Here is a 22,297-nt window from a genome sequence, read left to right on the forward strand (position 1 = left end):
TAGTATTTAGTGCTTTAGATCAACTATTTTATAGGTTATCTAAGAAGCGTTCTGCATCAAGTGCAGCCATACAACCCGTACCTGCTGATGTGATTGCTTGGCGATAAATGTGATCAGACACGTCACCTGCAGCAAATACACCTGGTACGCTTGTTTGTGTTGCGTTACCGTTTAAACCAGACTGAACGACTAAATAGCCGTCTTTCATCTCTAGCTGACCTTCAAACATGTCAGTGTTTGGCTTATGACCAATTGCAATGAATACACCGGCAAGATCTAAGTTTTCTGTTTCTTCAGAATCAGTTGCTTTAATACGGATGCCGGTTACGCCCATTTCGTCACCAAGTACTTCATCCAAAGTACGGTTGTAATGTAAAACAACGTTACCGTTTTCAGCTTTTTCTTTTAAACGATCTGCTAAGATTTTCTCACTGCGGAAGCTGTCACGACGGTGGATAACGTGAACTTCATCAGCGATATTTGATAAGTAAAGTGCTTCTTCAACAGCAGTGTTACCACCGCCTACAACCGCTACTTTTTGACCACGGTAGAAGAAACCATCACAGGTTGCACAAGCAGAAACACCACGACCTTGGAAGTTAGTCTCTGATTCTAAACCTAAGTATTTAGCCGACGCGCCTGTTGCGATAATTAATGCATCACACGTATATGTGCCTGAGTCACCAGTTAAAGTGAAAGGGCGCTTTGAAACATCAACTTTATTAATGTGATCAAAAACAATTTCAGTTTCGAAACGTTCAGCATGCTCTTTCATACGGTCCATTAATGCAGGACCTGTTAAACCGTGTGCATCGCCAGGCCAGTTTTCAACTTCAGTGGTTGTCGTTAATTGACCACCTTGCTGAATACCAGTGATAAGAACAGGGTTAAGGTTGGCACGTGCTGCGTATACCGCTGCCGTGTAACCAGCTGGGCCAGAACCTAAGATTAATAGTTTACAGTGTTTTGCGTCACTCATGGTTTTTCCTAAAAACGTTTCAATACGATGTCTATGCGCCCGATTCTAAGAAAAACAAGGCGGATGTAAACAAAAGCCCTGATTATTTTTTTAGTCAAATCGCTAAGCTGTCAAATAATCCTTACTTATTATAATTTAAATAACTCTTTTTGCTCATAAAATAGGCTAATTACAAATTGTTCTGTGATCAAAGTACGGTAATTCATGACCAAGCAATATTTTTTTGGTATGTTTTAGCTAATTTTGATATTAGCTCTTGGTATGAGCTAACTAAACGAACAGGCAATTATGGTATTTTGGCAGGAAAAGCCCGCTTTTGGGCTGACTACAGAAGACGTACAAGTCTTAACCAATGCAAAAGAGTATCGCACTGAACTATTGCGTTTAATTGGTGCAGCGAAAAAAAGAATTTATATTACTGCTTTATATTTGCAAGACGATGAAGCTGGGCGAGAAATATTAACAGCGTTACATGAGGCATCACTTGCTAACCCTGAGTTAGAAGTAAAAGTACTGGTTGATTTTCACCGTGCTCAACGTGGTTTAATTGGTGCGGCTAAGTCTGATGGCAATGCCAGCATGTATTGTGATTTTCAAGAGCAGTATCAATCAAATGTTAAAGTTCATGGTGTTCCAGTAAAAGCCAAAGAGCTTTTCGGAGTCCTGCATTTAAAAGGCTTTGTGATTGACGACACATTATTATACAGCGGCGCAAGCTTAAATAATGTATATCTTCAGCAAGACGAACGTTACCGTTTAGACCGCTACTTTTTAGTTCGCCAAGCTGGTTTGTGTAATTCGGTCATCGAATTTATAGAAACACATCTTTTAAGCTCAGCAGCAGTGCCACGTATTGATATGCGTCCACTGGTAAAGTTTAATGATATTAAAGTCGCGCAAAAACAATTGATGCGTGAACTTAAATCGGCAAGTTACGAAAGTGCTGCAGAAGCTAGTGCCGGTGAGTTGGGTGTGCGTTTATTTTTAGGTTTAGGGCGTAGAAGTAATAAGCTGAATCGTTTAATTAAGTCGTTATTCGATACCACAGAGCAAGAACTCGTTCTTTATACCCCTTACTTTAACTTTCCTGCGCCATTAATGCGTTCATTACGCCGTTTATTGAAGCAAGGCAAGCAAGTAACTATTGTGGTAGGGGATAAAACCGCAAACGATTTTTATCTGCCGCCAAGTGAGCCATTTAGTAAAATTGGTGCATTACCTTATTTATATGAAACCATTTTATATAAGTTTTTAAAGTCACAAAAACGCCACATCAGTAATGGTAATTTGAATGTATACCTTTGGAAGCATGAAAGTAATTCTTTTCACTTAAAAGGGATTTGCTCTGATAAGCGCTTACATTTATTAAGTGGGCATAATTTGAATCCACGCGCATGGGGCTTAGATATCGAAAACGGTATTTTAATTGACGACCCTAAGCAGCATATTCTTGAGCAAATAGAAAATGAAAAACAAGCTATTTTACAGCACTGTCGTCGTTTAACAGGTCCACAGGATTTAGAGACGATGGATGACTATCCTGCACCGGTTAAAAAGCTATTGGGGCAGGCTAAACGTGTAAAAGTTGATTTTATTATCAAACGTTTTATTTAATCGAAAATTAAAAAAGCAGCGAAAGCTGCTTTTTTGTATCTGGATATTAGCAATCTGCTTTATTTTTGCTGAGCATCTAAAGACTGGCCGTTCACCTCTTTAGAGTCGTCGCTCATCAAGTATAAATATGTTGGCATTAAATCTTCAGGTGTTGCTAACTTATCTCTATCTTCACCAGGGTATGCTGATGCACGCATCGATGTGCGGGTAGCACCTGGGTTAATACAGTTCACGCGAATATTGGTTTTACCCACTTCACAAGCCCAAGTTTGCATCATACCTTCAACAGCAAATTTTGAGATTGCATACGCACCCCAGTGTTCACGGCCTTGGCGACCAACACCTGACGAAGTAAAAATAACAGATGCGCTTTCAGATTTGCGAAGCAGAGGGAACATGAATTTAGTGATCATAGCTTGTGCAGTTACATTCACTTTCATGATGTTTTCAAAGGTAGAAACACAGAAATGTTCAAGTGGGCCCAATGAACCTAAAATACCAGCGTTATTGAGTAAACCATCTAACTTACCGAACTGCATTTCGATGGTTGCAGCTAAGTCACGGTAGTTTTGTTTTGTGGCACCTTTTAGATCCATTGGCACAATAGCCGGTTGTGGATAGCCTGCATTTACGATTTCATCATAAACACATTCAAGTTTATTGGTTGTTTTTCCAAGTAAAATAACAGTGGCACCATGCTTAGCATAAGTTAATGCGGCAACACGACCAATGCCGTCACCAGCACCTGTTATTAAAATTACTTTGTCTTTTAGCGCATTCTCTGCGGCTTTATAAGTATGCATAAACGTACCATCGATTAGATTTTTCATCATTTTACCATAGCAAAAAGCCAAGTTATCGAATTTATTGCAAATTAAGGTGGCGAAAATTGAAACTTTACGTTAACTTTAACTGGTCTAATGTCTCATTAATAACCTAATTACATTAAATTAACTTAGAATGAAGGTAGTAGAATAACTACTTTTAACCCTGAATACACAATAACAATAAGATTTGCGCGGAGCGAAATTATGAAAAAACTGCTACTCTCACTAGCCATTGCGTCAGCCATTACTGGCTGTGGTGGAGGAGAAACATTAGAAGATGTAAAAAATGATAATCCTCCTGTTCTCCCAACCGCGACAGTAAAATTTGACCCAGCGAATAGTGTAATCTCAGTACCGAATGATTTACTGATGAGTGGTACCCTTGATGGTACTTTAAACATGCCGGGTGAATTAGACGACAACAATGTCAGTGTTGAACGTGCAGCTTATGCTGATCCTCAGCTTGCACTTGGTGCCCTTGATGGCTGGTCAACACAAACTCCGTTTAAAATCGATTTAACTTTTCCTGCGGGTATTTCTCTTGATATGACTTCTGCTGCTTCACCAGGAGCTGTGCGTATTTTTGAAGTTGTAATGGGGGCAAGCCAAACAGATGAAACTTGCTCGCAAGTTCCAGCGGGTATTGCTTGTAAATTAGTGTCTGAATTAACCTTTGGCGTTGACTTCATTACCCAAGGCTCTGGTGATGCGGTTGCTGTTATCCCACTTAAGCCATTTAAAGCGGGCAGCACTTACATTAATGTTCTGACAACATCATTAATGGACTCAGAAGGGCGTTCAATTGAGCCATCTTCAACTTATGCACTAGTGAGCGAAGAGACAACACTTATCACTGATTCGCAAAAGTCACTTCAAGCGGTTATCAATAGCTACGAAGATGCAGTGACATCGGGTGGTGCCATCACAAAAGATGAAATTATCTATTCTGCTGCGATGACAATGCAATCAGCAGGTCAAGTACTTGGTACAGTAAAACAGCTTCTTGCTGCAAGTTTAACGCAAGATGCACTACCTACGCCGATGGTGCAAATTCCTGAGCAACCTGTTATTACGGTTGAGCAAGTATTCGCATCACAAGGTATTACTGGTTTATCACCTGTTTTTGGCGGTGTGCAATATCAAAAAGGTAGCGTGATGTTACCTATGTATTTAGCCACGCCTACAGGCACAACGGTCGATGACTTATCAGCGACTTATTGGCAAGGTTTATGTGATAGTGGTGTTGCTGTGTTAGGTTATGCGGCAGCAGCCGGTGACTCATTCCCAACAGACCCAATTAGCGAAACTGATGGCCTTTGTATGGCGTTAAGTGAAGGCAAGTTACGCGACTTAGGTTTAGACCAAACTAAACACTTAACCAAGTACAACACAATTCCAAAAACTCAAAGCATTGCTAATGTGCCAGTGCAAATTACTAAACCAATTTTACCTGTGATCAATGCAATACGTGGTCAGTTAGGTATGGATGAGTTAGCAATGCCTGAAGGTGGTTGGCCTGTCGTTATCCTTCAGCACGGTATTACTTCTAAAAAAGAAGATATGCTAGCTATTACCGCACAGCTAACAATGCAAGGCTTTGCAACAGCTGCAATCGATCACCCTATGCATGGTGAGCGTGGTGTAGATGTAGACGGCGACGGTACTGACGACTTTAATGCCTCTACAGGTTCTGTATTAAGCTATATGAACTTACAGTCATTATTAGTAGCGCGTGATAGCTTACGTCAATCAGTTGCTGATTTACTTGGCTTACGCTTAGGTCTTAACTTTACCGGTGCTGCTGATTTAAATGCCCAAGATGTATCATTCTTAGGTCATTCATTAGGCTCGGTAGTTGCTCCAGCATTTGTTGCTGTGACTAATGCTCCGCTAGCTGATCAAGTTGATCCAATGTTCAACGTTAAAAGCGTAGCACTTGCCAGTGGTGGCGGTGGTATCGCCAGCTTCTTAATTGAGTCAAATACATTTGGCCCATTTGTACAAGGCTCTGTATTACTTGCAGCTGGTACAGCTGAATCTGCGGAGTTTGGTGCTTATGCTCAAAATGAAGCGCTATCGAACTGTGGTTCACTTGCGTCTAACCAAACTGCTTTCGTTACATGTGCTTATAAAGAGTACGTAAGTTCGTTAACAATGGCGGGCGAAACAGCAAAATTAGCTAACATTCAAAGTGTGATTACTCAGTTTGCTTTTGCTGCGCAAACAGCACTTGATAGTGGTGACCCTTCTAACTACGCAGCATCTGTTGCAGCACTTGGCACGCCAGTATACATGAGCGTTGTAGTGGGTGATGGTGAAAATAACAATGCTGATATGGTTATTCCACCTATGGTAGCGAGTAACCCAATTGCTGGTAGTTTACCTCTTGCTAACCTAATGGGTTTATCAACGGTAGCTGAAACACAAGGTCCAACAGCTGATGCAATGAGTTATGTGGTTAAATTCACTAAAGGCCATCACAGCTCAGTGTTAACACCTGTTGCAACGGCAGATTCAGGTGCAACAGCTGAAGAAAGTGCTGCGGCAACTGCAGAAATGCAATTGCAAATCGCGACTTTCCTAGCAAGCCGTGGTCAGTATCTTCAGGTTACTAATACAGAAGTCGTTACTGAATAATCGAAACCTTACTAATTAAGTAATAACCAATTAAGCAAAAAGCCACATCATGTGGCTTTTTTTTGCTTTAAAGCGTGGTAAATTGTGCCGATGCATTAATAAATGGAGAGTTTGATTGGAATTTTTATATGAATACGGGTTATTTTTTGCAAAGACCCTGACATTTGTCATCGCAATTGCTGTGATTGTTGCCATTATCATGGGCGCTGCAGTGAAACCCAAAGCGAAGAAAGGGGAGATAACAATTGATGATTTGAGTGAGCAACTTGATGATCTAAAACAAAGCTTTATCGAAAATACCCTTTCAAAAAAAGAGCTAAAGGCTCACCAAAAACAGCAAAAAGCTGAGGCTAAAAAACAGCAAAACGACGAGCCTAAATCACGTTTATATGTAATTGACTTTAATGGCAGTGTTGATGCCCACGAAGTAGAAAGCCTACGAGAAGAAATTACCGCTATTTTAACCATTGCCGACAAAGAAAAAGATCGCGTGCTGGTACGCCTTGAAAGTGGTGGTGGTGTGGTGCACGGCTATGGCCTTGCTGCCTCTCAACTACAACGCTTACGTAATGCTGGCATTCATTTAACTGTTGCTATTGATAAAGTAGCAGCAAGTGGTGGCTATATGATGGCCTGTGTGGCCAATGAGATTGTTGCAGCACCTTTTGCAATTGTTGGCTCGATTGGTGTTATTGCGCAAATTCCTAACTTTAATAAAATCTTGAAAAAGAATGATGTTGATTTTGAGCAAATCACCGCAGGTGAATACAAGCGTACGCTAACTATCTTTGGTGAAAATACCGATAAAGGTCGTGAAAAATTCAAAGAAGAGATAGAACAAACCCATGGTTTATTCAAAACTTTTGTGAGTGAGCAGCGTCCATCTCTGGATATTGATACTGTTGCAACCGGTGAGCATTGGTTTGCTACCCAAGCATTCGATAAAGGCTTAGTTGATAAGATTGACACAAGTGATGATATCTTATTGAGCCAAGCGAAAGAACGTCAAATTTATAAAGTTAAATACCGTATTAAGAAGAATTTAAGCGATAAGCTTGCTGTTGGTTTAAGTTCAGGAGTAAGTAAAGCGGGTGTTAGTTTAATGTCACGTCTTAAAGGCTTAAATCCATAACCAAGCACTATCAATAAAAAACCCGCTAACTTAGCGGGTTTTTTATGGGCTGCAGATAAGTAATTACTTAATTGACTTATGATAGTCCTCTAAATCTTTAGCGGCATTTGGGTCGTTAAATACGTCCTCATCAAATTCACCTTCAGATTTTGCAACCACACAGGTAACCATACAGTCACCGGTTACGTTGACAGCGGTACGTGTCATATCGAGTAAACGGTCAACACCAATGATGATAGCAATACCTTCTACAGGTAAGCCTACTTGGTTTAACACCATGGCTAACATAATAAGACCAACACCGGGTACGCCCGCAGTACCCACAGAAGCAAGTGTTGCGGTTAAAATTACCATTAAGTAATCAGAAATTGTTAAATCAACTGAAAATACCTGTGCGATGAACACGGTAGCAACACCTTGCATAATTGCAGTGCCGTCCATGTTAATGGTTGCGCCTAAAGGCACAGTAAACGAAGCAACTGAGTTGTGTGCACCTAACTTCTTGCTCGCAGTTTCAAGGGTAATAGGCATAGTTGCACTTGAGCTAGATGTACTAAATGCAAATAGGCAAGCGTTTTTCATCTTCTTTAAAAACGTCACTGGATTTAAACCAGTTAATACTTTTAATAAGATACTATAGTTTATAAAGCCATGAATTAAGAGCGCGAAGACCACCACGCCAAAGTATAAGGCAAGGCTTGTGATGAGTTTAAAGTCTATAGTTGTGAATAACTTAGCCATTAAAAAGAATACACCGTAAGGAGCGATATTCATCAGTAGGGTAACAAGTTTTAAAATAACGGTGTTTAAGTCTTCGAACACGGTTGCAACACGTTTACCTGCTTTACCGCTTAAAGCCATCGCCACACCAAATAACAAAGCAAATACAATAACTTGCAGCATATTGCCATTTGCCATTGCATCAATTGGGTTGGTAGGGAACATTCCAATAATGACTTGTGCAAGGGTAGGTGCTTCTTTAGCACTGTAGGTCGCATCTGATGGTAGGTTAATACCTTCACCAGGATTAACTAATAGCGCTAGTGTTATAGCAACGGTGATCGCTATTGCTGTTGTTACTAGATAGAGTAAGATTGATTTTCCACCTAATCGACCTAGTTTTTTAGGGTCGCTTAAGCTACAAGTACCACAGACTAATGATACAAAAACCAGTGGCACCACAAGCATCTTTAAGCTTGCAATGAAAATTTGACCACCAACATGGAAAATACCATCAACAAAAAATGCTTTAATTGGTAAAGAGAATAACCCTAGTGGAATAAGGAAATCGTCTTCACCCGCTAAAATGGCTTGAAAGATAAAACCAACGATTACACCCAGTACCATACCTACCATGATACGAGATGTAAGGCTTAAAGATCGTACTTTTGACATACACCCAGTCTATTTTTTTATAAATTTTGCCATAGACTACCAGCATGAAGATTTTTATACAGAAAAATTCGATAAATAGTTAAATAATTTCGTTGCCTTTAAAGGAAAAAAATTATGATCTTCGTTTAATTTTTAGGTTAATATTAGGTAAACAATCAAATAAGTAAAAAATAGCTAACTAGGGAGAGGTCGATGCCTTTATTGCGATGGCTAAGTGTTTTAGTTTTCATCTCATTGTTAGCCGCCTGTGGCGGTGGAGGATCATTAGATAGTGATTCATCCGATGGAGATGATGACACAACCGTAGAAACAAACTATGTTGTGTCTGTTCAAGGCTACAACCAATCTACTACAGATGAAGCGAGTGCAGTTACAGCTGACACACCGTTAACCATCTCGGCAACATTGACTAATAATGACGAAGCCGTTGTAGGTGCAGTTATTAATTTCAGTCTAGATGGTGACATAGGTCTATTAGACCCAGTTTCTGGAACAGATTTAACTGATTCTGATGGTGTTGCATCAATTACGTTAACTGCGGGTGATACTGCGGGGGCAGGTATTGTTACTGCTACATATGTAATTGATAGTGAGACATATACTGATACGTTTGGTTTTACATCAGATGGCTCTGAAACAGATGACTCGAGTGTTAGCGGTAGTGTTACGCTAAGCCTTAACATCGTAGATAGCTCAGGTCAGCCATTCTCTCTAGATAACCCAGTAAGTAAAGATAACAAAGGTACGGTTACTGCGACTTTACTTGATGAAGACACGCCACTCGATGGGCAACTTATTTCATTTACTACTAACTACACAGGTAAAATTACACCAGTACTAGGCACAGCCCTTACCGATGAAAATGGTGAGGCATTTGTAACGCTTAGCAGTGGTGACTCAAAAGGTGCAGGTCAAGTCGTTGCAACTTACACAGATGAAAGTGGTAACAGTATCACAAAAATCGCAGGCTTTATTTCAAATGGTGATGATGCCCCGGTTGAAAGTGCTGAAGCTGAGCTTGATATTAAACTACTTCAAGGCTGTGCGACTGATTGGGATGCCAATCGCAGTACAACATCTCTTGAAACTACTTACTTAACGTCAGGGTGTACGGTTGTAAATCAATTCTCATCTGATGAACTTATCGATGTAATGGTAAAAGTGACAGATACAAGCTCGGGCGACGGTATCGACGGTATTATCGCTGAGCTTTCAACAGATCTTGGTGGTTTATTACCAGAATCTGGAAAGGCGCTTACTGACAACTTTGGTTTTGCCATTTTAAAATTACAGCCTGGCGCAAACAGTGGTGCGGGCGAGGTTACTGTAACTGCTAAGTCTGTAACTTCTTCAAAAGCATTTGAAATTGCGACAGCTGAGTTGAGCGTTGAAATTTCAAATGGTCTATATAACAAGCTAGATGACTCAGGCAATGTTATTGATGATGAATTTGTGCCGCTTGCTGCAGGTGCGACAACTGTTATTACGGTAACAATTTACGATGCAGCTGGTGATTTATATGTTTCTCCTCTTGATGTTGAGTTCACTTCAGGGTGTGTTGAGTCAGATTTATCTGTAATGGATGAAACCGCGACGAGTATTAGCGGCATTGCTACAGCAACATACAGAAGCAACGGCTGTAACACTTCACAGGGCGATACAGTAACAGCGACTGTACTAACAGGTGGAACACCAAAAGTGGTATCAGTGAACGTGCCTGTATCAGCTGCTGAAGTAAGCTCAATCGAGTTTGTAGAAGCGACAGAAAATGTGCTTGCTCTAAAAGGGACGGGTGGTGTTTCACGTCAAGAAACAAGTCAACTTACTTTTAAACTTACCGATGCAATTGGTAATGTTGCAAAACAAAAACGTTTAGATTTCCGCTTAAGCTCTACCAATGGTGGAATTTCACTCTCTGAAGTGACAGATGCAAGTGGTTATTCTCATGCCAGCGTGTCAACCGACTCAGAAGGTTTAGCTCGAATTCAGATAAATTCTGGTTTTGTTCCACAAGCAGTGCGTGTACAAGCCTGTTATATTCCTGATGACCAAATCCCAGCAGATCAAAATGATAATGTTACTTGTTGGAAAGAGCTTTATGACGAATGTCTTCTAGATGAAGCAGACCGTGATAGCAGTGTCTCATGTCCTTCTGGTGAGCTTTCGTTGGTTTCATTAGATGAGCAAGTAACAAGCGTATCAGATCTTGTTTCAATCAGCTCAGGCTTACCTGATGGTAATAGCTTTACCGCAGGCCCGGAAATCATCAACATTGAAGCATTAAATTACATTGGTGATACCACAGATATTTCGGTTTATGTTGCAGATCACTTTAATAACCCAGTACCAGATGGGACTTCGGTTTATTTAACGACAGAAGGTGGCGCTGTAGGGACATTAGATGGTGAGGAGTTTAACCCTCAACTTGAATGTAACACGGTTGATGGTGCGTGCGTTGCACAGTGGCGCTCACAAAATCCGATTCCATTTAGCGAAGATAAATGGGGCAATAAAATCAATAGCACTAACCCAAAAACAAGTGCAATTAACTGCGACCTATATTTTGGTGTGGCAGCACCTTGTATGGCGGGTATTTTAAATGCTGCGTTTGATGATGATGGTGTACCTCTCGGTGGTCGCGCAACAGTACTTGTGACTGCAAAAGGTCAAGAGTCATTTATCGACATCAATGGTAATGGACTTTATGACAAAAATGAGTATTACAGTGGTTATGACTTACCTGAAGCGTTTGTCGATCATAATGAAAATGGCGTTTATGACGGTCTAGCTGCAATTTATGACCCAGTTACAGCAGCGGTCACTAAAGCTGCTGAAAACTGTCAAGAAGGTGATGCAAGCGACCCATGTAGTGCAACGAATACTAATGCAGGTCATACAGAAGAAAACTTCGATATTGACTTAAATGAGATGCATACACTTGCTGATGGTAAATACAATGGTCTTGAGTGTTCTGAAGATGCGACAACACCTGATGAAGACGCAACATTTGAGACTTTATGTACCAAAGAGCTTATTGATGTTCGTGACTCATTTGAGATTATTATGTCAGGAAGCTTTGCATACAGTCGTTTTGTAGTAACAAAAGATGAGCTACGTAATCGCTTTGCTGAAGCACTTGCTGAAACAACAGAAGACGATCCAACTGTATTTACAGATAATGCAATGCAACTTGCTGTTGATATTGAGAACTGTAGTACAATTTATCGACAAGCAGATACGCAGTCAGGTGCTATTATTGCTCGTTTAGAAGCCACAGCGAATACTGACTACTGTGATTTAGGCTCAATTAACATTACTACCGCTGATTCAGGTAACCAGTTGTCAGCGCTGAGTTTTGAGCTTTATTTCTCTGATATTTACAACAACCCAATGCCTTCAGGCACCGCGGTTGCAATTAGTGCAGATAATGGTGATTACAGTGGTACATCTGGTTTTGATATTGGTAATACAAGCCAAACAACAGCGACTGGGGTTGCCCTTACGATTAGCCGTGAAGCTGATCCAAATGATAAAACAGATGGTTTCTTAACTGTTGAATTCACAACAGGTAAAGACAATGTATCAACTGCTACAATAGCAATAAGTGACGATGGCTAATTAAGTAGTTAATTGTTTAAATTTAAAAAAATGCCAACCAGAAGGTTGGCATTTTTGTTGCTGTTCTATATATTCCCCTTGAAATTACCGCAAAACACCACATTGACTAAATTAGCAACAAAAATTGTTTAATTATTCACTCAATGAAGAAAAGTTTCTATTAAAAGCTTGTAACAATTGGTGTTTGTAGATATACCTATAAATATTCGTGCTCCAATGTTAAAAAATCATACTTATTTGTTTAATGTGATGGATATACATTTATAAGGGCAAAAAACTTTTAAAATACTCGGTCAGAAATAGGCAGCTATGGGCAAATCACTTGTAATTGTAGAGTCTCCAGCAAAGGCAAAAACAATTAATAAATACTTAGGTAACGATTTCATCGTAAAGTCCAGCGTTGGACATGTGCGTGATCTACCAACTTCAGGTTCAGGCAAAACGAAGACTGCAGCGACGAAAACGCCTGCTGAAGTTCGAAAAATGTCACCAGAAGAAAAAGCTGCCTATAAAAAGCAACGCGATTACAAAAATCTTGTTGCTCGCATGGGTATTGATCCTGAAAAAGGCTGGGAACCACATTACGAAGTCTTACCGGGCAAAGAGAAAGTTGTTCAAGAATTAAAAAAACTTGCAGAAAACGCCGATAAAATCTATCTCGCAACCGATTTGGATAGAGAAGGGGAAGCCATTGCATGGCACCTTGAACAGATTATCGGTGGTGAACCTGAAAAGTATAAGCGAGTTGTTTTTAACGAAATCACTAAGAATGCGATTCAGCAAGCATTCGAAACACCCGGTGAATTAAACACTGACATGGTTTACGCACAGCAAGCGCGTCGTTTCCTTGACCGTGTAGTGGGCTTTATGGTGTCGCCATTACTGTGGGCTAAAGTGGCACGTGGCTTATCAGCTGGTCGTGTGCAATCTGTCGCAGTGCGTTTACTTGTTGAACGTGAACGCGAAATCAAAGCATTTATTCCTGAAGAGTTCTGGGATATCCACGCCGATGTTAAAAGTACAGAAGCAGCTTTACGCCTAGAAGTGACCAAACACGCTGACAAGCCTTTTAAGCCAGTTAATGAAGAGCAGGCGATGTCTGCCGTTAGTCAACTTGAAAAAGCCGACTACAAGGTCATTAGCGTTGAAGAAAAGCCTAGTAAGAGTAAACCAAGCGCACCATTTATTACTTCAACCATGCAACAGGCAGCAAGTACACGCCTAGGTTATGGTGTTAAGAAGACCATGATGCTGGCTCAACGCTTATATGAAGCAGGTCACATTACTTATATGCGTACCGATTCAACTAACTTATCGAAAGATGCGGTTGAAATGTGTCGTGATTACGTGACAGAGCAGTTTGGTGAGAAGTATTTACCGAAAGCACCGATTAGTTATAGTTCAAAAGGTAATGCCCAAGAGGCGCACGAAGCGATTCGTCCTTCTAGTGTTACTGTGTTGTCTGGTCATTTAGACGGTGTTGAAGCGGACGCTAAAAAACTCTACGAATTAATTTGGCGTCAGTTTGTTGCCTGCCAAATGGTTCCAGCAGAATACGATTTAACAACTTTAACAGTTGGCGCTGGTGATTATCAGTTAAAAGCAAAAGGCCGCGTGCTTCGTTTTGATGGTTGGACTAAAGTTCAGCCAGCTGTTCGTAAAAAGAACGAAGAAGATCAATCACTGCCTGCGGTTAAAGAAGGTGATGTACTGACCCTTGTTGAGTTAGATCCTAAACAACATTTTACAAAGCCACCTGCACGTTTTAGTGAAGCAAGCTTAGTTAAAGAATTAGAAAAGCGCGGTATTGGTCGTCCTTCTACGTATGCATCTATTATCTCAACGATTCAAGACCGTGGTTACGTACGTGTTGAAAACCGCCGTTTCTTCGCCGAAAAAATGGGTGAGATTGTTACAGACCGCTTAGTTGAAAACTTCGAAGATCTGATGAACTTTGATTTTACCGCTAAGATGGAAGGTCGTCTGGATGATATCGCAGAAGGTGAGCGTGTTTGGACACAAGTTCTTGATAAATTCTATGCGGACTTTTCAACTCAGCTTGAAATTGCCTCTGGCGATGAAGAGCACGGTGGTATGCGTCAAAACCAAATGGTCGAGACTGATATCGATTGTCCGACTTGTGGTCGTAAGATGGGTATTCGTACCGCATCAACCGGTGTGTTCTTAGGTTGTACAGGTTATAACCTGCCACCAAAAGAACGTTGTACTACAACAATGAATTTAGTGCCAGGCGATGAAGCCATTGCGGCAGATGTGGAAGACGTTGAAACAGAGTCACTAATGCAAATGAAGCGTTGCCCAATCTGTGAAACGGCAATGGATTCATACTTAATTGATGAAACGCGCAAATTGCATGTGTGTGGTAATAACCCAGCATGTAAGGGTTATATCGTTGAACAAGGTACCTTTAAAATTAAAGGTTACGACGGCCCAATTATCGAATGTGATAAATGTGGCTCAGATATGCAATTAAAATCGGGTCGTTTTGGTAAGTACTTCGGTTGTAGTAATGAAGAGTGTAAAAATACACGTAAGTTACTTAAAAACGGTGAAGCCGCGCCACCAAAAGAAGATCCAGTTCATTTACCTGAACTTGAGTGCGAAAAATCAGAAGCTTACTTTGTACTGCGTGATGGTGCATCGGGTATTTTCTTAGCTGCAAATACCTTCCCTAAATCACGTGAAACACGTGCGCCAAAAGTGGAAGAATTAAAACGTTTTAGAGATCGTATTTCTGAAAAATTCTATTACCTTGCTGACGCACCTGCAAAAGACCCTGATGGTAATCCTTCAGTCGTTCGATACAGCCGTAAAAATAAAGAGCAGTATGTAATGAGTGAAGTAGATGGTAAAGCCACAGGCTGGACTGCTCATTACCAAAATGGCAAGTGGGTAGAAGAGAGTAAAAAGAAAGCACCAGCTAAGAAAAAAGCGGCGGCTAAAAAGTAAGTTTACATCTATGTAGATTATAAAAAGGGGTTGCAGTTGCAACCCCTTTTTTATGCTTGTATGGCATCGCTAATGTCGTTTTTTACCAATCTTTGCTTTTAGGCTGTTGTTATTCTGTCATCAACATCAAGACAGGAGATTTAAAATGCAAACACGTTTATCACAACAGCAGGTTTATTCACTCAACCCAGGACTTGTTAAACATTTAACTGGGCTCAGCGCACTGCCAGAAGGTACAAACATAACCGCGAAGCTCGCTGATTTAGTAAGACTAAGAGTGTCGCAAATTAATGGCTGTGGGTTTTGTCAGCATATGCACTCAGCAGAGCTGAGAAGCCAAGGTGAGTGTCAACAGCGACTTGATGTACTAGCCGCTTGGCGTGAAGTCCCTGTGTTTTCAGAACAAGAAACTGCAGCACTCGCTTGGGCGGAAGCCTTAACAAATATCATTGATAAACATGTTGAAGACGATGTTTACAACCAAGTGTCTGCTATTTTTAACGAAAAAGACATCGTGGTATTAACGACGGTAGTACTTGAGATAAACAGCTGGAACCGCATAGTTAAAGCGTTTCACTTTATCCCTGAGTTAACAGAATAAGGAATGGTTATGAAATTTACACTCGTACCTAAAGTTAATGCGTTGGTGAATATCATATCAGCATGCGCCTTTTTCTTTGGTAGTACCTTATTTTTACCAGCATTTATAGAGTATGCCACAGTGGGGGGGGTGTTATTCATGGTAGGTTCGTTATTATTTTTATTAAGTGCATTAGCTGATTATTACAGTCATTAAAAACAAAAAACCGGAGCGCACATCATTGTGTCATTCCGGTTTTTCTATATTCTAAGCAGGCGTAAAATTAGATTTGTACGTCTTTTACTTTTTTATAGCCTTCAGCTTCAAGCTCATCGTTTAAACATTTTAATACGTATGGCTTTAATTCTTCGTTGCTGATGTCATCATCTTTTGCCCAGTTTAAACACATTTCAGTGTATTCTTTGATCATTTCAGCTGATGCTTCAGGTGCTTCGTTAGCGATTGCATTCGTTGCTGACACGCTTAAAACAGGTGCCAAAATTAGTGCTAGCAATGCTTTTTTCATTTAATTATTCCTAATCAACAAAAGTAATTATTACCGGCTCAATTGCACAGTAATGGTGCGCAATGTGTATCTCACTTTGCTTGAGTGAATTTATAAACTAAATTTCAAAAAAAGATAACGAAATATTTTTATCGTAAAGATAAGCAAAAAATAACCACTCTTTTTGCCTCTAATGCTGGTAATCGTAAGGTCAAAACACGTATTATCGCGCTAATTTTAAAAGAAAAGTGAACTAAGTTATGTCTGAACAAGTGACTCATTCAAAAATAAAGAAAGTACCAACCAAACTAGAGCAAGTTGTGGAGAGTTTTATCTTTCGCTCGCGTTGGTTATTAGCACCATTCTTTATTGGTTTATTAGTCGCTGTGGTATTACTGCTGCTAAAGTTCTTTAAATATTTATACAGTATGGCCTTAAATACGTTCACTGCGTCAAACCAAGAGCTTTTGGTAGGTATTTTGACTTTAGTTGACACTGCGCTATTAGCAGGGCTTTTGCTTATCATCATTTTCAGTGGCTACGAAAACTTTGTGTCAAAGTTGAATATAGACAACCATGAAGACAGGCCTGTGTGGATGGGTAAAGTTGGTTTCTCGGGCCTGAAGATGAAACTGATAAGCGCTATTGTCGCAATATCTGCTGTGGAGCTTTTAAAAGTGTTTATTAGCTCAAACAACCATTCAACAGATGAGCTACTCTGGAAGGTGTTAATTCATGTCACGTTTGTGGTGTCGGGGGTGTTGTTTGCGCTAACAGATTACATTAATAGTAAAACCATGAACCACTAACACCATGATTAGGAATAAAAAAGCCCTGCAATTGCAGGGCTTGGTTTTTAACAACTGATTATTAATTCAGGGTTGCGTAAAAGCAACCGAACCCGGGCAGAGTGACTGTATTATTGTTTAATTCAGCTGTGTGATGAGAGATCTCAGTATGCTGTGAAGACACAGTATCAGAGATTGTCAGTTCACTACTTTGTGCACCTAAGTTGAATGCACAAAGCATTTTAGTGTCGTTAAGCGTTCTATAAAAAGCAAGCACTGGCTCTTGCGTTTCGATAAATTCAATATCGCCTTCTAACAATACGTTCTTATCTTTACGCCATGCCATAAATTCACGATAAGCATTCAAAATTGAATCTTTATCATGATCTTGCGTATTTACGGCGACTGATTTGTGCGCATCGCCCACAGGTAGCCAAGGTTTTACTGTTGAGAAACCTGCTTGCTCAGCATCTGCTGCATCCCATGGCATTGGTGTACGACAGCCGTCACGGCCTTTAAAGTTTGGCCAGAATGTAATGCCATATGGGTCTTGTAAGTCTTCAAATGCGACTTCTGCCTCACCTAAACCAAGCTCTTCACCTTGGTACATACATACACTACCACGTAATGAAGCAAGTAGGGCTGTTAGCATCTTACATTGCTGAGGCTCAATTTTTTCACCTTGACTCCAGCGGCTAGCAACACGTTCTACGTCGTGGTTGCTAAATGCCCAACATGGCCAACCTTCAGTCATGCGCTGCTCTAAAGTGCTTACTGTGGTACGAATATATTCCGCGCTATAGTCGTTAGTCAGTAGCTCAAAGCTATAACCCATATGAAGTTTGTCACCACCTGATGTGTACTCTGCCATGGTTGCCAGTGAATCTTCAGATGAGATTTCGCCTAATGCAACTGTACCAGGATACTTGTTTAGTAGGGCACGAATGTCCTGCATAAAACTAAGGTTCTCAGGTTGCGTATTATTGTAGTAGTGATACTGGAACGCATAAGGGTTGTCTTCGCTAAAGCCTCGGCCTTGACGCTTCTCTGGTGGCTTAGCTGGATTATCACGTAATTGAGCATCGTGATAGCAAAAGTTAATTGCATCTAAACGGAAGCCATCAACCCCTTTCTTAAGCCAAAACTCAACATTATCTAATACTGCTTTGCGCACTTCAGGATTATGGAAGTTTAAATCTGGCTGCTCAGCAAAGAAATTATGTAAGTAATATTGACCACGGCGTGGTTCCCATTGCCATGCAGGGCCACCAAAAATTGATAACCAGTTATTTGGTTGTGTGCCATCAGGCTTTGCATCAGCCCAAACGTACCAATCTGATTTGTCGTTAGTTTTATCTTCACGGCTATCAAGGAACCATTGATGTTGATCTGAGGTATGGCTCAATACCTGATCAATAATGATCTTAATATCACGTTGATGAGCTTGTGCAATGAGTTCATCAAAATCGTCAAGGTTACCAAACAATGGGTCGATATCACGATAGTCACTGATGTCATAACCAAAGTCTTTCATTGGTGATTTAAAGAAAGGCGAAACCCAAATAGCATCAACACCTAGGCTTTTAATATAATCAATACGATCAATGATACCTTTGATATCACCAATGCCATCGCCATTGGTGTCTTGGAAACTGCGCGGGTAAACTTGATAAATAACCGCACCTTTATACCACTGCTTTTGAGCCATGTTTTTCTCCATCGTGACACTCAGTGTATGTAAACTGTTAGGCAACCGTTAATGCAATATGTTGCCGGAATGTCAAAAGCATACGTGAAGGGTGAGATACTGTAAAAACTCTGCATACGTATGCACGCCAAATTCATCTTTGTTCTCAGTAAAATTTATTAATTTGATTTAAAAGTAAACAAGTCAGATTTCTATCAATAAAATTTACCAATTAGGTTTGCTGGGTTTTAATTATGATCGCGAACGCCAGCTTGGTGCATAATATAGCTGGCTTACACCATAATGGTGCAGGGGTTGTATTGGTAAGACCAATTATCATTGGTATAGACTAGTACCTTTAATAATTGCGTTTAGTCACCATTTAAGCGAGATAAATGGCTTAGCACCTATTTGTGTAACCAAATTAGGGGCGAAAATATAGCGAAAATGTTTCAATACTATTAAATCACACAATAAAATTGATAAATCATTTATATTCATATGGTTACAATTCTATTTTGTAAAAATGTTGTTAATGTTCGTGGTGGTGGACTACGCTGAATACGTATGCATAAATTTGTTAAGAAAATAATCAGAGCGTTAATATTCAATTCGACAACAAAATCAGTCAGCGAATTACAGCTATTATGTTAATGAATAACTGCAACACGTTGGCATTACAATTTGGGTAATGGGAAAACATCATGTCTATGTTCAAACCAAGTATATTAACTCTGGCTTTAACAGCCGCAGGTTTAAATAGCTTTGTAGCTTATGCTGCAGAAGAAGACCAAAAAGCAAAAAACGATAACGTTGAAGTTATCGAAGTAAAAGGTTTTCGTGGCAGTGTTGTAGAATCTATTAATACTAAACGCTTCACTCCTGAAGTTGTTGAGTCAATCTCAGCAGAAGATATCGGTAAATTACCTGATTCATCAATCGCAGAATCAATCGCACGCCTTCCTGGTTTAACAGCACAACGTCTAGACGGTCGAGCTAGCCGTGTAAGTGTTCGTGGTTTCAGTGAAAACGAAAGTGCAACAACATTCAACGGTCGTGAGCAAGTTTCAATCGGCGACAACCGTGGCGTTGAATTTGACCTTTACCCATCAGAAATTATGAGTGGCGTAACGGTATATAAAACTCCAAGTGCAGGCATTGATGCTGAAGGTATCGCTGGCGTTATCGACATGCAAACTGTTAAACCTTTAAGTAAAGGTGAGCAAGTTATCATGTTTAACGGCCAATACGAGCAAACGGGTTTTGACAAATTAAACCCAGACGGTGACGATAAAGGTTTCCGTGGTACGGTTTCTTACATTGACCAATTTGCAGATGACACAATCGGTGTTGCATTTGCTTACAACACGATGAGCTCTCCAAACCAAGAAAAACGTTGGAACTCTTGGGGTTACCCTGAATTTACAGGTGAAGATGGTAATACGTACTCAATTTTAGGTGGTGCTAAGCCATTCGTACGTTCATCGACTCTTGAACGTGATACAGCAATGCTTGTTATTGAAGCTGCGCCGACTGATCGCCTAAACATGACATTTGATGCTTTATATGTAGATTTCTCTGATGAGAAAATCTTACGTGGTATCGAAGTGCCATTTGCATGGGGCCAAGGTTCAATTGACCCAAGTTCAGCTGTTGTTGACGCAGATTCTGGTTTCATCACAAGCGCAGTAACAGAAGGCCAACGTGTTGTTGTTCGTAATGACTACGAAGAGCGTAACGCAGAACTAACTCAGTTTGGTTTTAATGCAAAATACGACATCAGCGATGATTGGTCAGTAGAATTTGACGTAAGCCGCTCTGAAGTTGAGCGTCAAATCTGGAGTATCGAAAGCTACTCAGGTACAGGTCGTGGTGATGCAAATGGTGTTGCTGATACGATTGGTTATGAGTTTGACGGTGGTAACACTGGCGCACAATTCAGCCATAACCTTGATTACAGCGATTATGACTTAATTCAACTTGGTGGCCCATTATCTTGGGGTGCAAGTGCTGCACTTAACGATAAGTACGGTCTAACTGATACTGCTTATCAGAATACTGCGCAAGATGGTTTCATCAATGCGCCAGAAATCAATGATGAACTAAGCACATTGAAACTTGCTGCTAGCAAAGTACTTGATAACGCTTACATCAGCCGTGTGTCATTTGGTATGTCATACCGTGACCGTGAAAAGAGCAAGTTGTCTGAAGGTTACTTCATGACACTAAAAGACTTCTCTTTATCAAACCCGGGTATGCTATCTATCCCAGAACAATACCGTTTAGGGTCAGCTAGCCTTGATTTCATTGGTATGGGCAACATGGTTGCTTATGATACCAACGGTCTGGTGAATGATGGTTACTATAGCCTTCTTCAAGAAAGCTTAACTGATTCAAAACACAAGACACAGTCTTGGACAGTTCAAGAAGAAGTAACAGCGTTCTTCGCACAAGCTGACATTAATGCAGAGCTGGGCTCTATCCCTGTAACAGGTAACGTTGGTGTGCGTTATGTGAAAACTGAACAGTCTTCACAAGGCTTTGCTGCTAATACTGTGGATGGTTTAGTTGTTGTATCTCCAACAGATGTAAGCCATGACTACAGCCACTTCTTGCCAAGCATCAACTTATCATTTGCAATTGATGAAGAGCAAACTGTACGTTTTGGTGCGGCAAAAACGATTTCTCGTGCTCGTTTAGACGAAATGAACTCATCAGTTAATGCTTCTTACAATCAACAACCAGATGAAAACGGTAACTACTGGAGTGTATCAGGTGGTAACCCAGAGCTTGAGCCAAAAGAAGCAACTGGTTTTGATTTAAGCTATGAAAACTACTTCCATGAAGAAGGTTACTTCGCTGCAGCTGTATTCTATAAAGATATCACTCAGTGGATTTTTGACGGTACTTATGAAATCGACATGAGCGGTGTAGCTGACCCGTCTACTGGTGAAATCCCTGAAACTTCAACAGGTACAGGCTCTGGTAAAGTAAACGGTGGTTCTGGTGACCTATGGGGTTACGAGCTTTCATTAACACTACCATTCACTATGTTCAGCGAGTCACTTGATGGTTTTGGTTTAATCGCAAGCCATACAGGTGTTGAGCAAGACTTAACTGACCAAAATGGCAACGATTATGAGCTACCTGGTCTATCTGACCAAATTGATAGCCTAACAGTTTACTTTGAGCGTAACGGTTTCCAAGCGCGTACTAGCATGCGTAAGCGTAGCGACTTTAAAGGTGACGTATACGGTTTAGGTTTTGCGACTACACAAGTTGACATTAAAGGCGAAACAATTTGGGATGCTCAAATTGGTTATGACTTTAGCGAAGGCGGTGTAGAGAGCCTTGACGGTTTATCTGTAACATTCCAAGTACAGAACATCACTGAAGAGCCGTTCACATCACTACAAGGTGATAACTCACTTCAAGTACGTGACTACCAAGACTACGGTCGTACATTCCTGTTAGGCTTCAGCTACAAGCTGTAATTAGCTAAAACAGCGATAGAAAATTGCCCTTGTGAATTGTTTTACAAGGGCTTTTTTATATCAGTGAGCTA

Annotated in this window: 14 protein-coding genes; 9 read left to right on the forward strand and 5 right to left on the reverse strand. The window is 40.5% G+C overall.

Features of this window, described 5'->3' with window-relative positions:
* Positions 1–28: 28 nt before the first annotated feature.
* Positions 29–979: a thioredoxin-disulfide reductase gene (trxB, locus tag WA256_RS11565; protein WP_054551466.1), complete on the reverse strand. Its 951-nt coding sequence runs from the start codon at positions 977–979 to the stop codon at positions 29–31.
* Between the two features lie 288 nt (positions 980–1,267).
* On the opposite strand from trxB, the gene pssA reads away from it, so the two are divergent.
* Complete coding sequence (gene pssA, locus WA256_RS11570; RefSeq protein ID WP_054561662.1) at positions 1,268–2,593, forward strand: CDP-diacylglycerol--serine O-phosphatidyltransferase; 1,326 nt, start codon at positions 1,268–1,270, stop codon at positions 2,591–2,593.
* Positions 2,594–2,652: 59 nt separating this feature from the next.
* Here pssA and WA256_RS11575 read toward each other — a convergent pair whose 3' ends face one another.
* On the reverse strand, positions 2,653–3,396 hold the full coding sequence (locus WA256_RS11575; RefSeq protein WP_062564591.1) for a YciK family oxidoreductase: 744 nt from the start codon (positions 3,394–3,396) through the stop codon (positions 2,653–2,655).
* A gap of 228 nt (positions 3,397–3,624) precedes the next feature.
* On the opposite strand from WA256_RS11575, the gene WA256_RS11580 reads away from it, so the two are divergent.
* Both WA256_RS11580 and sohB read left to right on the forward strand, forming a co-directional pair.
* The gene (locus WA256_RS11580) at positions 3,625–6,057 is read left to right on the forward strand and encodes a VolA/Pla-1 family phospholipase (protein WP_335991583.1); all 2,433 of its coding nucleotides are present in this window, start codon (positions 3,625–3,627) and stop codon (positions 6,055–6,057) included.
* A 115-nt stretch (positions 6,058–6,172) separates the two neighbouring features.
* The gene (sohB, locus tag WA256_RS11585; protein ID WP_062564525.1) at positions 6,173–7,189 is read left to right on the forward strand and encodes a protease SohB; all 1,017 of its coding nucleotides are present in this window, start codon (positions 6,173–6,175) and stop codon (positions 7,187–7,189) included.
* Between the two features lie 63 nt (positions 7,190–7,252).
* Here the strand turns inward: sohB and WA256_RS11590 are convergent, their stop codons facing one another.
* A complete protein-coding gene (locus WA256_RS11590; RefSeq protein ID WP_062564524.1) occupies positions 7,253–8,584 on the reverse strand; it encodes a dicarboxylate/amino acid:cation symporter in 1,332 nt (443 codons plus the stop codon).
* Between the two features lie 192 nt (positions 8,585–8,776).
* On the opposite strand from WA256_RS11590, the gene WA256_RS11595 reads away from it, so the two are divergent.
* The 4 genes from WA256_RS11595 to WA256_RS11610 all read left to right on the forward strand — a co-directional run bounded on the left by WA256_RS11595 (position 8,777) and on the right by WA256_RS11610 (position 15,968).
* Entirely contained in the window at positions 8,777–12,202 is a 3,426-nt protein-coding gene (locus WA256_RS11595) for a hypothetical protein (RefSeq protein WP_062564523.1), read from the forward strand.
* Between the two features lie 309 nt (positions 12,203–12,511).
* A complete protein-coding gene (topA, locus tag WA256_RS11600; RefSeq protein ID WP_335991592.1) occupies positions 12,512–15,172 on the forward strand; it encodes a type I DNA topoisomerase in 2,661 nt (886 codons plus the stop codon).
* Positions 15,173–15,317: 145 nt separating this feature from the next.
* Complete coding sequence (locus WA256_RS11605; protein WP_304636786.1) at positions 15,318–15,773, forward strand: carboxymuconolactone decarboxylase family protein; 456 nt, start codon at positions 15,318–15,320, stop codon at positions 15,771–15,773.
* Positions 15,774–15,782: 9 nt separating this feature from the next.
* On the forward strand, positions 15,783–15,968 hold the full coding sequence (locus WA256_RS11610; RefSeq protein ID WP_335991596.1) for a YrhK family protein: 186 nt from the start codon (positions 15,783–15,785) through the stop codon (positions 15,966–15,968).
* Positions 15,969–16,035: 67 nt separating this feature from the next.
* Here the strand turns inward: WA256_RS11610 and WA256_RS11615 are convergent, their stop codons facing one another.
* On the reverse strand, positions 16,036–16,278 hold the full coding sequence (locus tag WA256_RS11615) for a hypothetical protein (RefSeq protein ID WP_054561654.1): 243 nt from the start codon (positions 16,276–16,278) through the stop codon (positions 16,036–16,038).
* Positions 16,279–16,517: 239 nt separating this feature from the next.
* Here WA256_RS11615 and WA256_RS11620 point away from each other — a divergent pair, with 239 nt between their 5' ends.
* A complete protein-coding gene (locus WA256_RS11620) occupies positions 16,518–17,066 on the forward strand; it encodes a TIGR00645 family protein (protein ID WP_058585177.1) in 549 nt (182 codons plus the stop codon).
* Between the two features lie 61 nt (positions 17,067–17,127).
* Here the strand turns inward: WA256_RS11620 and WA256_RS11625 are convergent, their stop codons facing one another.
* On the reverse strand, positions 17,128–18,753 hold the full coding sequence (locus WA256_RS11625) for an alpha-glucosidase family protein (RefSeq protein ID WP_062564519.1): 1,626 nt from the start codon (positions 18,751–18,753) through the stop codon (positions 17,128–17,130).
* Positions 18,754–19,436: 683 nt separating this feature from the next.
* Here WA256_RS11625 and WA256_RS11630 point away from each other — a divergent pair.
* Positions 19,437–22,226, forward strand: coding sequence for a TonB-dependent receptor (locus WA256_RS11630; RefSeq protein WP_055198748.1), 2,790 nt, complete (start codon positions 19,437–19,439; stop codon positions 22,224–22,226).
* The last annotated feature ends 71 nt before the right edge of the window (positions 22,227–22,297 follow it).

Origin of the sequence: Pseudoalteromonas sp. CH_XMU1449-3 (assembly GCF_037027245.1) — a bacterium.
Taxonomy (GTDB): Bacteria; Pseudomonadota; Gammaproteobacteria; order Enterobacterales; family Alteromonadaceae; genus Pseudoalteromonas; species Pseudoalteromonas shioyasakiensis.